Source organism: Brevibacterium sp. HMSC063G07, assembly GCF_001810665.1.
Lineage (GTDB): Bacteria > Actinomycetota > Actinomycetes > Actinomycetales > Brevibacteriaceae > Brevibacterium.
On sequence record NZ_KV802348.1, the window covers coordinates 80,022 to 94,919 of the forward strand.

A 14,898-nucleotide genomic window follows, 5' to 3' on the forward strand; every position below is an offset into this window, starting at 1 on the left:
AACCCGACCGCCTGCGCCCGCTGTCCTTCGACGCTTCTGATGACGACGGTGATGCCACCGACGTCATTGACCGCTGACGGCTGCCACCAGCTGTTCCCACGTGAGCAGGCTCGGTTCGCTGCCGGGCGTGCCCGCCGCGGCGAAGCGCACGACGGTGTCGCTTCCCAAAAAGTAAAACGCCGCTGACACATCCCGGCCCGCAAACTGCGGCATGCGGGCGACGGCGTGGGCGTACATGGACAGCTGGACAGCACGATCTGTCATTTCGCGTTCACTGCGCGGCGCGGAGTCGGTCTTCCAATCAACGACTTCAAGCGCGCTTCCCAAGTCGAATACGGCATCGATTTTTCCGGAGATGACCTTCGGTCCGACCTTGAGTTCAAAGGGCAGTTCGACCGCAGCCGGCGTCCGCCTGGCAAACTCTGAGCTTTCGAACCTGTTTTTGAGCTTCTCCAGCCGTGCTCTTTCGTGTTCCCCCAGACGTCTGGGAGCATGGTCGTCCAGTTCGAGCAGACTGGACTGGCCGAACCTGTTCTCGACCCAGGCGTGAAACTCCGTGCCAAGGGCTGCCGCCGAAGAGGGCTTCTGCGGCATGGGCCTGCTGCGCTGCCGGTCGAATTCTTCGCGGTCTCCCACGAAGTCGACCAGGGCTGTCGTTGACAGCCGGCTCAGTTCTGCCGGTTCGCTGTGCGGTTCCGGTTCGAGCAGCGCCTGCGCGCTTCTGACCAGCGGTCCGATATCGGGCCTGTCGGCAAGTTCGTGCAGTTCGATCCCGGCAGCTGACCGGTAGACCGCGAGAAGTTCTTGCCTGTGCGAGCGTGTCTGATCGTCAATCGCCGGCGGCCATTCCACGCTCGTCGGGGGTCGGCTGACGCCGTCAACTGCTTCGGGCATCTGCACCTCCCGGCCGAGTGCTGCGCCGATCTCCTCCAAAAACGGCGACAGGGTGTTCGGCTTGGTACGGCTGGTGATTGCCGATGCGCCGAGCCACAGGTGTGACTCCGCGCGAGTGACCGCAACATAGGCGAGGCGACGCTCTTCCGCCAGATGATCGTCTTTGATCTGCTCGCCGATGGGCCCTCCGAACAGCTCTTTCGCATCCGCTGCCGTGCTCAGATCCTGCCGCGTTGTGTCCAGGTCCACCAGGTGCTGCCGGTCTCCGCGGAGAGGGTATGGCAGTTCGGCGCCCGTCAGCCAGGCCTTTGTGCTCTTCGGGAGGGTCGGGAGGTCGCCGACGGTGTTGTCGGGAATGGCCACCGCACTGAATTCAAGCCCTTTGGACGCGTGGATCGTCATGATCTGGACAGAATCTGGGTCGGCTTCTTCTGCAGCTGCTTCGAGCGCTTCGCTTTCTTCTGCCACCATGAGCCAGGCGAGGAAGTCCGCAGCCGTTGCAGACGGGTGCTGTGCCCCGTAGTTCTGCGCCATCGTCTTCAGAGAATCGACGGCCCTGCGGTGGGGTTCGGGATTGGGCAGAGCTTCGATGTCCAAGTCGAGATTGAATACGCGGACGACGGAGCGCAGGGCTTCGACGGGTGAAGACGCACTGCGGCGGACCGCTCTGAGCCGCAGCGCCAGGGAGCGCAGGCGGCCGACCGCCGCCGTGGACAGTCCCGCCTGCTCTGCGAGATCGGCTGATGTGGTGTCGTCGACGAACTCGTCAATGCACTCAATGAGCGTTGGGACTGCTTCTTCGTCGAGTCCTTCACCGCGCATCCGGCAGAATCGGCTGAGTGCGCGTATGTCCTTAGCCCCCAGTGCGGTCTGCGGACCGCTGAGCAGTCGCATGACCTCGGTTGCCGCCGTAATGTCGACGGCCGATGCCAGGGCTGCAACCGCATCGGCGGTGTATGGGTTGTCGAGCGACCCGCGCGACCCGACGATCGCGTACGGCACTCCCGCTGCGCGCAGCGCGTCCGCAATGGGCCCGATGGACTTGCGAGCCCGAACCAGCACCGCGCGGCTGCCCGTCCGATCCTTCATCCACAGGGCCAGTTCTCGGTACTGGTCAAGGCCGTAGTCAACATCTGTGTTGCCCTCTGTCACACAGAAGGTGACGGTGCCGACCGCCGCCTGGTCTGACTGCGGCTCGGCGGGGCCGCCTGTCTTGGCGTGCGATTTGTGCTTCAGCGGCTCCGACGCGGTTTCGGAAATTGCTTTGAGCGGTTCTGACACGGCGTTGGCAGCATCGAGGATGAGCTGCGCGTTTCGGAAGGAAATGCTGAGCGTGTATTCCTGTGCCGGATGGCCGCGGAATCTGAACTGCTCTGGGAAGTCTCGAAGGCTTCCGGCCGAAGCCCCTCGCCAGGCGTAGATGGACTGCCGGTAGTCCCCGACCGCGGTCACTGCTTTGCCCGCAAACAGGGTCTGCAGAAGTTTGAACTGGCTGTCCGAGGTGTCCTGGTACTCGTCGAGCAGAATGATGTCCCAGCGGCCGCGCTCTTCGGTGAGGGCCTGTTCGTCGGCATTCATGATGGTGTAGGCCGATGCGACCTGGTCGGAGAACTGCATGCGCCCGGTTTCGCGCTTGTGTTCTTTCCACCGGCCGGCCAGCAGCGCGTACTGTTTTTTGCGCATCAGCGATTCGATGAGCTCCGATGTTCCGGCTTCGCGCACTGCTGCCACGGCTCGGTCGGTGAATTCAGGTGTCAGCGTGCGCATGCCCGCGGCTTCGCCGGCCAGCTGTTCAAGACGGGCGCCCAGGGCGTCTTTTTCTTCTTTGGGAATGCGTTTGCGGCGAACCGCGGCAGCGTGTTTGACCAGCTGCTCGGAGCCGACCGCGTGGGCCAAAGAGAGGTCCAGGTAGTCGATGACATCAGCGGATGTCTTGAGGTGTTCGTCAATCTGCGAGGCCAAGTGCAGTGCGTCTTTGATGACTGTGGCGCGTGATTTTTCAGAGGGAATATCTGCGTCGGTCGCTTGGTCGACGAGCGAACCGAACTCCTGGATGGCTTCGGCGTCGTCCAGAATGGCGGTGCCGTCTTCGATTCCAACGGCCAGGCCGTACTGGCTGACGAGTGCGGCGGCATAGGAGTTGTAGGTCTGGACGGTCGGCCCGAACAGTGCATCCAGCGGGTCAGATGCGCCCACTGTGCCGCGCTGCCCTTCTGCCGCGCGGGTCTGCCTCTCGACGTTCCACCGCTCTGCGCCGTCGCGGCAGGATGCTGCGTGGACTTCGAATGCGCGGATGAAGTCATTGATGCGCTTGGCGAGTTCACCAACTGCTTTGCGGGTGAAAGTGAGTGCAAGAATGCGGTCCTTGGCGACGTAGCCGTTGGCCACGAGCCACAGCACGCGCTGGGCGATAACCGCGGTCTTGCCCGAACCAGCACCTGCGATGACGACTGCCGGGGCGTCGACGGGGCTTTCGATGATCCTCTTCTGTTCGGCCGTGGGCATCGGTTTGGTGCCGTCTTTGAGAGGCGTCCCGACAATCTGGGCTAGGTCTTCGGCTGAATACTGCGGCGGGGTTTGGTTCACGATTCGTCCTCTCCGGTCTGGACGGCGGGGCACGAGCGCTTGACCGGGCAATAGCGGCAGGCCTGGGCACTAGGTGTGGCTGGGAACTGGGCCGAGCGAATGCCGGCTGCGGTTGGCCGCACGCTGTCGGCCAGGAATGCACGTCGTGTTTCTTCACTCATGGCGTCTTGGGTGCGCACGTTCGATGTTCCACGCGCCCCGGCAGCTTTGCGGGGATACATGAGCATGCCGCCCCCGGCGCCGTTGCCGAAGTCCTGCAGCGGAGCCGAAGCGGTTTCCTCCGCTATGCGGGCCCCGGGCAGACCCATGGCTGCCTGATAGGCGGCCAGCTGCGGATCGGCTTGCGCGTCTTCTTTGGATTTCGGGGTTTTTCCGGTCTTGAAGTCGACAATGTGCAGCCGGCCCTCGCTGTCGCGTTCCAGTCGGTCGATGCGCCCGCGAATCAGCCAGCCTTCGCGGCTGTCGGCGACAAGGGTCTTTTCGGCGCCCATAAACCGGTAGCCGTCGCTGCGTCTGCTCACGAGGAAGTCGTTGAGGTTGCCCACCATGTCGAGCCCTTCGGCGTACTGTCTGTCGCGCTCCCATCGTGAGGCGAACTCAAGATGCTCAAAGCCCTCTTCGAATGCCGCTTTCAGCTCTGTGTAACCGCCGTGCGGATGTCTTTCGGCCAGAGAGTGTATGAGGGTTCCCAGCCGCTGGGCGTTTGTCGACGGCAGTGCGCCGGCGTGGCGCGACAGCAGCCATTTGAGCGGACACTCCAAGAACATTTCGAGGGTTGACGGTGAGATCGTCACGGGGGCGTCATCGGCTGCTGCGGGATCGACGGTGGACCGTTCGCGCCATGCACTCCACGTATGAGGCGACGCGGCTTCTACACCGGCTTCGGCGAGGCCCGCCAAAAGCAGCGCCCACGGTGCAGAGTCGTCTCTGCTGTTTTCAAACCGGCCGCGCGCAAATCCCACCAGCTGGCGCATTGACGCCGGCCCCACGGTCGCGTGGTCGGATACAGGGCTGAGAACACGGGGTTCGGGGGCCGGCTGTGTGCCCTCACGGCCGAACTGGGCGGCGGCTTTCTGCGTGTGCTCGAAGAACACTGACGGCAGGATTTCACCGTCATTGACGGCAAGAACCACCGCCGTGGAGCGGGCCCGGGACAGCGCTGCTAGGAACATGCGGCCTTCGTCGCGGACCGTGGCCTTCTGCAGTTCACGGTAGCTGGGGGCGCTGTCGAGGGCCGCGAAAGCATCGATGCCACCGCCGCCTTCGTCACCATCGGCGATGCGCCACACACCGGCGGCTAGGTCTTCGTCGAGACGCTGTTGGAGGAAAACGGATCCCCGGACCCTGGTGTTGGGCCACGTGCCCTCTTGGACATCGGCGATGATGACGTGTTCGAAATCGCGATGTGCCACCGCGGCCGGTGTGGACACAATGACTTCGCGGCTCTGTCCGGAGTGCGCCAGGGAGTCCTGGGCAACCGCCTGGCCGAGAACTGTCACCGCAAAGCTTTCGGCGTCGACTTCTCTCCGGTCGGTGAACTTCTGTGCCAGCGTCTGCAGTCGGATGACGGCGTCGAGGTCCGCGTTGCGTTCGTCTTCTGGATCAGATTCCGCACGCCGCTGCCAGTCATCGGCAACACCGAAGGCCTCCCAGACCTCCCATACGGCCGCTTCGGGTTCGAGCCTGCGCACCCGGTCTGCCGCAATCAGCACGTCTGCGAGCATGCGCACCGTCCGGGGCGCGCTCGATGCAGCGTCTGGGCCGTGCACACCTGTCGGCGCGTCGGCGCTTTCAGCATGTGCTGCTGCAGCGGCCGCCAGAAGAGCACCCAGACTGCGGTCACCGCCGTCGTCCCTGCTGTCAGTGCGCATCAGCGCTCGACGCAGACTTCCCGCGCCGACAACGTCGAGCTCCCCGTAGGGGCCGGTGGCGATGTCTTCGCACAGGCGTTCGCGTTCACCCGGTTCGCAGCTGTCCCCAAGGGCCAGCAGACGAAGAATGTGGGCGGTTGCCGGCTGCGAACTCAGCGGCTGAACCTGCTTCTGCACCGGTATTCCGTGGGCTGCGAGCTCTGCCGCGAGCGCGGACGCAGACCCGGATGAGCGTGACAGCACAGCGCAGTCGTCCCATTGTGCGCCGTCGTCGTGCCACGTGCGGATGAGGGAGGCCGCCAAGCGCGCTTGGTCGGACTGGGTGCTGACGGCACTGGCACACACGGTTGACGCTCCGGCGGCAAAATCTTCGGCTGAAGCTGGAACGTGCCGGCGGTGCAGATCAGACGAAATGATGCGGGCCAGGGAATCGTAGGCGCGGCGCACACCACCTGCACCGCGGTGCACACGGGATGCTCCGTCGAGAGTGAAGGTCTGCGCGCCGGCTGCAAGCGATTGGAACAGCCTGCCGCCGGCACCGCGAAATCCCTGCACGGTCGTGTCGGGAGATGTCCACAGTCCTATCGTGGCGCCTTTGGATTCGAGCGCCAGCAGGAAGTCAAGCGCGGTGTCCGGGAAGTCCTGTGCTGAGTCAAGCAGAATGTGCGCCGGCAGGGGTTCAGAGGAGAAAGACCACTTCTGACCGGCCCTCGTGCCGTCGGCTGTGACGACTGCGGCTGCGCGGGCGAAGACCGCAGCGGTGTCGACTCCGCCGAAACCGGGGACCGCCAGGAGGTTTTCGTAGTCTTTGAGCACGACAGCCAGGGCCTGCCACTGCGCAAGTCCTCGCTGTCTGCCCAGCCGTTCGAGCTGGGCTGGTGTCACGCCGTAGCCCATGACGGCGTTGAGAGCGTCGCGCAGCTGACGGCGAAAGCCTGCGGTTGTCAGGAGTTCGGCGCTGAATCCGCCTGGCCACCGGGGGCCCGAAACCCGCCCGGATTCATAGCCTTCGAGAACTGAGGCGAGAAGATATTCCTGGTCCGCACCGGAAATGAAGTCAAGAGGCCGGCCGAAAACGGCGGCAGAGTGCGCTGAGACGAGCGAAAAGGCGTAGGAGTGGACTGACCGGGCGGCTGGTGCGGAGCGAATGCCGTCACCCGTCGGCAGGCGATCGCGCAGTGCATCTGCGTGCTCTCGGCTGGGCGTGAGCGCAAGAACGGACGGTTCTCCCCCGCGCTTGGCCAGCACGGAGTAGGAATCGATCAGCTGCGCGGTCTTTCCCGTGCCCGGACCGCCGAAGACCGCGGTCCGCTGTCCGGCGAGCAGAGTTTCTGCAGCGCAGTTTCCTGCGGCTTCGTTTGTCCTCATACTGCTATTCGACCACGAAGCACTGACACGAGTCGCGTGCGTGTCGAACAGCTGTCAGCCGCCGTCCAGGGGCTCAGCCCGAACCCGGCAACCACGCCGGGCCCATCCGCGTGCTTTGAAAAGCACTAGAATGATCTGTCATTCACCCCGCACCGGATCCTGTCCCGCACCCGCCGCCAGATAAGAGCTACAGCATGCCGCCGACACCTCGTATGAGACGCGCTCAGCGCCGCGCGCAGATCATCAGCGTTGCCACTTGCCAGTTTGCGCAAGAGGGCTACCACGCAACATCGATGGACTCGATTGCCGCGAGCATAGGGGTGTCCAAACCGGTCCTGTACCAGCACTTCGAATCTAAGCTCGACCTTTTCCTTACGGTCCTCGACGAGGCTATCGAGAAGCTCAAGCGGATGCTCGCCGCTTTGCTCGAAAGCGGTCACGACCGACGCGAGCGCGTGCATTCGACCATTAAGAGCTTCTTCATGTTCGCGGTTGAAGACCGCGAGGCCTTTGATGTGCTCATCCGCGCCGACAACGAAAACGACGAAAGCCGCAGGCATTGGCGTGACGCGCTGGACAGCTTTGCCGACACCGTCAGCCGGTCTATCCGCCGCGACACGACTGTCACGCAGGCCGAAGCGAACATCCTCGGCCACGCCCTTGTCGGGATGGCGAAGCAGGCGGCTTTCGAATGGTCGCGCAACCGCGACTACGATCCTTATGAAAGTGCTCGTCTGGTCGGCATCCTCGCCTTTGACGGGCTGTCGGCCATTGAGGACCCCCAGGTGGATCTGCGCCTGGGGGAATAAGCTCAGCCTCGTGAGAGGTTGCCCTTGCCAACCGCGAACCCGCCAAGGAGGCGCTATGGAAATCAAAATCGGCATCACGCAGTCCACGCGTGAGATCACCGTCGAATCCGATCTTGACGCTCAACAGCTCAAAGAGCTCGTCGATTCCGCGCTGACGAACCGCACCCCTCTCGTACTGGAGGACGGTCAGCGCCGCGTTGTCGTGCCGGCCGATTCCATCGCCTATGTTGATTCCGGTCCGTCCACTCAGGGCAGGGTCGGCTTCGGCATCAGCTGATCGGCACAGAAAAAGGGGGAGGCTGTGGGCCTCCCCCCCCCCTTTTTTGAGTTCGCACCGGCGTCCATCGCACGAGGCGCCGGGCCCCTCCCGCGTTCACGCCGGGGTGAACGCGGGCTCAGGCGGTGAGCCCGAGGTCCGACATGCGCTTGGAGTGTCCTGCGAGCAGCCGCTGCAGAAGAGGTTCGTCAGGCTTTTTGAACACCGTGTCCGGAATCGCTGCGAATTCGCGAATGCGGGTGAGCGATTCGGCGACGAGCTTGCGTCCCCACAGTGCCAGGCGGCTGCCGATCACCTCGTCGCCTGCAACAACAGAGTGCAGGCATTCCCGGAGATAGTCGGCCGAGCGTGTATCATCGAACACGGAATCGACGACCTCTCGACTCTTGGGGTCAAGAGCTGTGAGGGCGCTTCGGCAGTACTCGGTCATGATCCCGTCGTAGACGTAGACCTTCATGACGGATTCGTACCAGTCTTTGGGTCGAGTGCGTTCCCGGAAAGCGCGGAACGAACCCGCCTGGCTTTCCATGAGGCTCGTCAGATCCCCGCCCAAGTCCGCCACCCGCGACGCCAGCCGCTCGAAGTGTTCGAGCGAATGCCCCGCAAGACGCGCAAGGCCGATGGATTCGCGGATGCTTGGCGCGTGCTGTGAGTCCGTTGATGTGAGTTCAAACGTCGAAAGTGCGTGGAAGGCCAAAACGGACAGCGTTGCCGCGTGGACTTCTTCAGGCGTGTTGGAGTCGGGCATGGCCCTAGCCTAACCGCCGCGAGTGCGTTCGCCGCACCGGATAGACAATAGGAAAAATGTGACTGAACAGAAGACTTTTGCTGACTTCGGGGTTTCCGGCCCCATTGTCGCGGCTCTTGCCGATCACGGCATCACCGAGCCCTTCCCCATCCAATCGATGACCCTGCCGATCGCGCTCGGCGGGGCAGACATCATCGGCCAGGCGCAGACGGGCACCGGCAAGACCCTCGGCTTCGGCCTGCCGCTGCTGCAGCGCCTCGACGCCCCGGTCCGTCCGGAGTTCGCTCCGGCGGAAAGCCCTGCCCCGCTGGTTCCCGAAGCCGGTCGTGCCCCGCGCGGTCTCGTTGTTGCGCCGACGCGTGAGCTCGCCCAGCAGGTCGCCGGTGAGCTTGCGACCGCTGCGGCCAAGCTGCAGGTCAAGGTCGTCACCATCTACGGCGGTCGGGACTACGAACCGCAGATTGAATCGCTCAAGGCCGGCGCCGATGTCGTCGTCGGAACTCCGGGCCGCCTGCTGGACCTGTACGGCCGCCGGATTCTCAAGCTCAGCGAAATCACGACCGTGGTTCTCGACGAGGCCGACGAAATGCTCGACCTGGGCTTCCTGCCGGATGTCGAGCGGATCATCTCCGCCCTGCCGGACAATCGTCAGACGATGCTGTTCTCGGCGACTATGCCGGGTGCGGTTGTCACCATGGCTCGTCGCTACATGAGTCAGCCCACTCACATTCGCGCGGTCAATGAGCAGTCGGCTCACGAAAAGACTGCGAACATCAAGCAGTTCGCCTATCGTGCACACGCCATGGACAAGGCTGAGCTTGTCGGCCGCGTCCTGCAGTCAGAGGGCCGCGGCCGAACCATCATCTTCGCCAAAACCAAGCGCACCGCCGACCGTCTGGCCGAAGAGCTCACGGATCGCGGTTTCAACGCCCGTCCGCTGCACGGAGATCTCAACCAGCAGGCGCGAGAGCGCGCTCTGAAGAACTTCCGCACCGGCAAAACCGACATTCTGGTCGCCACCGATGTCGCTGCCCGCGGCATCGACGTTGAGGATGTCACCCACGTCATCAACTACCAGTGCCCGGATGACGAAAGCACCTACATTCACCGGGTGGGCCGCACTGGTCGTGCCGGCAGCACCGGCATCGCGATCACACTCGTCGACTGGGACGACATTCCGCGCTGGAACATGATCGCGCGCACTCTGGAGCAGGACCTCGAAGCCAAGGAAACCTACTCCACGTCCTCTCACCTGTTTGAAGAGCAGAACATTCCCAAGGGCACCAAGGGGCGCCTGCCGCGGGCTCAGGCTGCGCGGTCTGAAGGTTCGGGCGGACGCTCTGGACGCGGCGGTGACAAGAGAAGACCAGCACGCGGCGAGCGCCGTCGCGATGACAGCAGACCTCGGCGCCCGCGTCGCCGCACCCGCGGGGGCAAGAGCGTCGAGCAGGGTTCAGTCGCGCAGAAGTCCGATTCAGCGCAGCAGCCGAAGAACTCTGGTGGAGATGCCCCGAAACCTCGTCGCCGTCGCCGTCGCACCCGGGGTGGAGCTTCCGAAGGCTGACCAGCTTCAGAAAGTGCCGAACGGCTCAGGCTTCGAGGATCTCGACTCCGCGAGCTCGTTCGGCGATTCTTTCCAGCTGCTCCGGTTCGGTGGTGTTCTCCCCGAGCCGGTTCGGCTTTCCCGCGCCGTGGTAGTCGGATGATCCCGTGACGATGAGGTCGTGCTTCGCAGCCATGCGCCGCAGTCGGCGTCGGCCTTCGGGTGGGTTGTCCCTGTGTTCGATTTCCAGGCCGTCCAGCCCTGCCTCAATGAGTTCGCGAATAGCCGCATCGCCGAGTACGCGGCCGCGAGCTGATGCCAGCGGATGAGCGAACACGGCGACTCCCCCGGCGTCGTGAACCATGTGCACCGCGTCGATCGCGGAGATCGCTGGGATCGGAACGTAGTACGGTCCGCGCGGCGAAAGCAGATGGGCGAACGCCGCGGTCCGGTCGGCTGCGAATCCGCCTGCCACGAGTGCATCGGCAATGTGCGGCCGCCCTATTGTAGTTTCGGGGCCTACGACTGCCAGAAGATCGTCCCAGTTCAGCGGGAAGTCTCTGCTGAGCAGTTCGACCATGCGCCGGCCCCTTTCCAGGCGGGCTCTGCGCATATCGGCAATCGCGGCAGCAAGCTCTGTGCCCTCGGGATTGTGCAGATAGCTCAGCAGGTGCACTGTCACCCCGTCGTGTTTGCACGAGACTTCCATACCGCGCACCAGGCTGATGCCCTCCCGCTTGGCAGCCGTGGCCGCCTCGGCCCATCCGCGGACCGTGTCGTGATCTGTGAGCCCCACGGTCGTCAAACCGGCCTGCGCGGCTTCTTTCAGCAGTTCGCCAGGCGGCTGTGTGCCGTCGGAGAAGCTCGAGTGGGTGTGCAGATCGATCGACATGCCACACAGTCTACTGAGGCGACTGACACGACAGGGCTGGCGACTATGCTGGTGGCATGACTACTGATCAGGCTCTTGAAGACCGTGTCAACAACCGTTCCCGCAGGCCGAACTCAAAAGCATTCCGCGATTTTGTAGCTCAGGGGTGGGAGCGCACTCCCGTTCCCGCCGAAGCCCTCGAAGCGTCCCGCTTCACCCCCGCCCGCCGCGAAGCAGTCTCCCAGGCGTTTCCCGGCGAAAGGGTTGTCGTGCCGGCCGGAAGTCTCAAGGTCCGGTCCAATGACACCGACTATCCTTTCCGCCCGCACTCGGCGTTCATTCATCTGACCGGGCTGCACGCTGATCTCGAACCGGACTCGGTGCTGGTGTTCGAACCGACCGAAAACGGCCACGATGTCACGTTCTACTTCAGCCCGCGTGCAGGAGCGGACACAGAAGAGTTCTTTTCGGACTCACGCTACGGCGAATACTGGGTCGGCAAGCGCCCGGAGCTGGAAACCATGGAGACCATGACAGGCGTGTCCTGCCGGCCCGTCTCCGAAGCCGCCGATTCGATCACGAAAGACCTCGGAAGCACGTCGGTGCGTCTGCTGCGCGGTGCTGACACCAGCCTTGAAGCCCAGGTTGATTCCGCTCGACGGGCAGTCCAGGCCGACCTCGAGGCCAGCCAGGCCGGTGACGACGAACTCGCCCAGTTCCTGTCTGAGCTGCGCCTGATCAAGGACGACTACGAGATCAGCGAAGTCCGCCGGGCAATCGCCATCACCCGCGACGGGTTCGACCACATCATCGACAGCCTCGACGAAGCCGTAGGCCACCACCGCGGCGAGAGGGTCATCGAAACCGCATTCTGGAAGGCCGCCCGCACCGAGGGCAACAACGTCGGCTACGAAACGATCGCCGCTGCCGGCAACAACGCCTGCACCCTCCACTGGACGAAGAACACCGGCAAGGTCAACCCCGGTGATCTTCTGCTGGTAGACGCCGGGGCAGAAGCCGACAGCCTGTACACGGCCGACATCACCCGCACCATCCCGATCGGCGGTCGCTTCACGGATGTCCAGGCGCGCATCTACGACGCGGTCCTTGAAGCTGCCGATGCCGCCTTTGCCCTCGCCGGTGAGCACGTCAACCGGCCCGTGAAGTTCGCGGAGATTCACGACGCCGCTATGCGCGTCATCGCGCATCGGCTGGAAGAGTGGGGGCTTCTGCCCGTTTCGGCTGAGGAATCGCTCAAACCGGAAGGGCAGCAGCACCGCCGGTGGATGGTCCACGGCACCAGCCACCACCTGGGTCTGGACGTTCACGACTGCGCTCAGGCGCGTGCTGACATGTATCTGGGAGCTGATCTCAAGCCGGGCATGATCTTCACGATTGAGCCGGGGCTGTACTTCAAGGAAGAGGATCTGCTGCTGCCCGAAGAGTACCGCGGCATCGGCGTGCGGATCGAAGACGACATTCTCGTCACCGACGACGGCGTGGAAAACCTGTCAGTCGGCTTCCCGCGAACCCGCGAAGAAATCGAAGCCTGGGTGCAGGGGCGCAGCTGAGTGGAACCGGGCCGTCTGCTTCCCGGGGTCGGTCCCGAGCACATCGGTGTGCGGGTCGGCACGTGCGCTGTGGAATCTCTCAGCGGTGTCACGGCTCTCATTCCGCCCGCGGGAAGCACGGTCGGGGTTGATTCCCGAGGTGGGGGTCCGGCCACGCACGAAACCGACATCGCCCGGCCGGGAACTCTGCCGTTCGGTGCTGACGGGATTGTGCTGACCGGCGGCAGTGCTCTGGGACTGGCCTGCGCCCGAGGAGTGCAGGACCGCCTGGTGGAGGCTGGTGTGGGCACACCGGTTGCGGGCACCCGGGTGCCGATTGTTCCCGCTGCCGCGATCTTCGACATCGGCCGGGGCGGTCCGCCTTCTCCCCCATCGGCTCCGGATGGCTATCGGGCGGCGGACAATGCGCTGAATCGCCCGGCTGCCACCGCTGCCGCCCTGTGTGAGTTCCGCGGCAGCGCAGGTGCCGGCATCGGCGCGTGGACAGGCCGGGGCTTCTGCCGAGGCGGAATGGGCTGTGCGTCCATTCTCACCGCCGACGGGCAGTGGGTAAGTGCGGTCGTCATCGCAAACCCGATGGGCACCGTGTTTGAGCCTGACGGCAGACTGGCCGCCGCGGGTGTGCTCAGCGCCTACGGACTGCAGCTGCCGTCGGCTGATCCGGAAGAGACCTCCCGCATGAGCGAACGTGCTCGACAGCGTCAAGAACAGGCGCCGACGAACACGACGATTGCCGTCATCTGCACTGATGCTTCTCTGACAGACTCACAGACAACCCGGCTGGCGGCATCCGCCCACGCCGGCATCGCCCGGGCCGTGTGGCCCTCACACACCATGTTCGACGGTGATACCGTCTTCGCTCTCAGCACCGGCCAGCGTCCGGGCAGCTCAGCGGCTGGCGCCGCCGGGGATTGCGCGGCTTCAGTCGAAATGCTCACGCGGCTCAATATCGCAGCAGCCGATGCTCTGTCGGCTGCAATCGTCGATGCGGTGCTCACCGCAGGCGGTCAGCACTGCCGACCTGCCAGCGCTGATCTTCCACCGGCGCTCGCCGATGTCTTTCCGCAGCTGTACAGCTCATGGAGCCGACACGCGCGACAGCGCCTGGACACGGTGCTGGCGGTGGCGGACACCGCGAAGCCGCGCTGAATGGCGGCGAAGTAGAATAGCCAGTCGAATATCGTCGTCAGAGGAAGGCCGGTCAGTGACATCTCCCAACAGGGACGCGGTCTATGAAGCCCTCAAAGGCGTCATAGACCCTGAAATCCGCCGCAGCATCGTCGAACTGGGTATGCTCGACGAGTTCACCATCGCGCAAGACGGCACCGTCGACGTCCGGGTTCTGCTGACAGTAGCCGGCTGTCCGCTCAAGGACACCATCATCAGCGACACCACGAAGGCCGTGCAGGCCGTTGACGGTGTCACTGCGGTCAACGTGGAGCTGGGCACCATGACACCCGAGCAGCGCCAGGAGATGCGCGAAAAGCTCCAGGGCCCCGGCGCCTCGCGCCCCATCCCCTTCAACGAACCGAACTCGCTCACCCGCGTCTACGCGGTGGCCTCCGGCAAGGGCGGCGTGGGGAAGTCCTCCGTGACCGCCAACCTCGCTGTCGCCCTGGCCCAGCAGGGCCTGTCCGTGGGTGTTGTGGACGCTGACATCTACGGCTTTTCCATCCCCGGCATGCTGGGACTGTCCGGCAACCCCACGCGCGTGGACGACATGATCATCCCGCAGGTGGCGCACAACGTAAAGGTCATGTCGATCGGTATGTTCGTCCCGCCGTCACAGCCTGTCGTGTGGCGCGGCCCCATGCTGCACCGCGCTCTGCAGCAGTTCCTCACCGACGTGTTCTGGGGCGACCTCGACATTCTGCTGCTTGACCTGCCGCCGGGTACGGGCGACATTGCCATTTCGGTGGGCCAGCTGCTGCCCACTTCGGAACTTCTGGTGGTCACCACTCCGCAGCAGGCGGCCGCTCAGGTTGCCGCACGCGCCGGCACGGTGGCCACGCAGACCCGCCAGCGCATTGCCGGTGTTGTTGAGAACATGTCCTGGCTCGAACTGCCCTCGGGTGAGCGCATGGAGATCTTCGGTTCCGGAGGCGGAACCGAGGTTGCCGAACAGCTGACCCGCACCACGGGGGCTAAAGTTCCCCTCTTGGGCCAGATTCCCCTGGACGAACCGGTTCGCTCCGGCGCAGACGCCGGGGCACCGGCGGTTCTGTCGCACCCAGACTCCCCCGCCTCGGTCACGCTGCGCGCAATTGCCCAGCAGCTCAGCCGCCGTTCGCGAGGCCTCGCCGGTCGTTCGCTGGGACTGTCGCCGGCCTGAGCGCTGCAGACAGCTGAAGAAGAGGGGC

General features: G+C 64.3%; 10 protein-coding genes. 6 read left to right on the top strand and 4 right to left on the bottom strand.

The features are described 5' to 3' along the window. Positions 1-63: 63 nt before the first annotated feature. Together HMPREF2757_RS04995 and HMPREF2757_RS05000 are read right to left on the bottom strand one after the other, a co-directional pair. Positions 64-3,480: an ATP-dependent DNA helicase gene (locus HMPREF2757_RS04995; RefSeq protein ID WP_070573891.1), complete on the bottom strand. Its 3,417-nt coding sequence runs from the start codon at positions 3,478-3,480 to the stop codon at positions 64-66. Beyond that, a complete protein-coding gene (locus HMPREF2757_RS05000; protein WP_070573892.1) occupies positions 3,477-6,719 on the bottom strand; it encodes a PD-(D/E)XK nuclease family protein in 3,243 nt (1,080 codons plus the stop codon). Before HMPREF2757_RS05000 ends, HMPREF2757_RS04995 begins: the two co-directional genes overlap by 4 nt. Before the next feature lie 194 nt (positions 6,720-6,913). Between HMPREF2757_RS05000 and HMPREF2757_RS05005 the strand changes: the two genes are divergently transcribed. Together HMPREF2757_RS05005 and HMPREF2757_RS11890 are read left to right on the top strand one after the other, a co-directional pair. Continuing rightward, a complete protein-coding gene (locus HMPREF2757_RS05005) occupies positions 6,914-7,528 on the top strand; it encodes a TetR/AcrR family transcriptional regulator (RefSeq protein ID WP_083304111.1) in 615 nt (204 codons plus the stop codon). Positions 7,529-7,583: 55 nt separating this feature from the next. Beyond that, the gene (locus HMPREF2757_RS11890) at positions 7,584-7,805 is read left to right on the top strand and encodes a DUF3107 domain-containing protein (RefSeq protein WP_070573896.1); all 222 of its coding nucleotides are present in this window, start codon (positions 7,584-7,586) and stop codon (positions 7,803-7,805) included. A gap of 118 nt (positions 7,806-7,923) precedes the next feature. Here the strand turns inward: HMPREF2757_RS11890 and HMPREF2757_RS05015 are convergent, their stop codons facing one another. Next, positions 7,924-8,553, bottom strand: coding sequence for a ferritin-like fold-containing protein (locus HMPREF2757_RS05015; RefSeq protein WP_070573898.1), 630 nt, complete (start codon positions 8,551-8,553; stop codon positions 7,924-7,926). Between the two features lie 58 nt (positions 8,554-8,611). Between HMPREF2757_RS05015 and HMPREF2757_RS05020 the strand changes: the two genes are divergently transcribed. Further along, complete coding sequence (locus HMPREF2757_RS05020; RefSeq protein WP_070573900.1) at positions 8,612-10,117, top strand: DEAD/DEAH box helicase; 1,506 nt, start codon at positions 8,612-8,614, stop codon at positions 10,115-10,117. Positions 10,118-10,142: 25 nt separating this feature from the next. On the opposite strand, the gene HMPREF2757_RS05025 is transcribed toward HMPREF2757_RS05020, so the two are convergent. After that, complete coding sequence (locus HMPREF2757_RS05025; RefSeq protein ID WP_070573901.1) at positions 10,143-10,988, bottom strand: PHP domain-containing protein; 846 nt, start codon at positions 10,986-10,988, stop codon at positions 10,143-10,145. A gap of 56 nt (positions 10,989-11,044) precedes the next feature. Between HMPREF2757_RS05025 and HMPREF2757_RS05030 the strand changes: the two genes are divergently transcribed. Genes HMPREF2757_RS05030 through HMPREF2757_RS05040 form a run of 3 tightly spaced genes read left to right on the top strand, consistent with a single transcriptional unit; the run spans position 11,045 to position 14,870 of the window. After that, positions 11,045-12,538 (top strand): aminopeptidase P family protein, encoded by a 1,494-nt coding sequence (locus HMPREF2757_RS05030; protein ID WP_070573903.1) that lies wholly within the window; start codon positions 11,045-11,047, stop codon positions 12,536-12,538. Continuing rightward, positions 12,539-13,687, top strand: a complete 1,149-nt coding sequence (locus HMPREF2757_RS05035; protein WP_070573905.1) for a P1 family peptidase — start codon at positions 12,539-12,541, stop codon at positions 13,685-13,687. A gap of 55 nt (positions 13,688-13,742) precedes the next feature. After that, positions 13,743-14,870 (top strand): Mrp/NBP35 family ATP-binding protein, encoded by a 1,128-nt coding sequence (locus tag HMPREF2757_RS05040; protein ID WP_070573907.1) that lies wholly within the window; start codon positions 13,743-13,745, stop codon positions 14,868-14,870. Positions 14,871-14,898 lie beyond the last annotated feature (28 nt).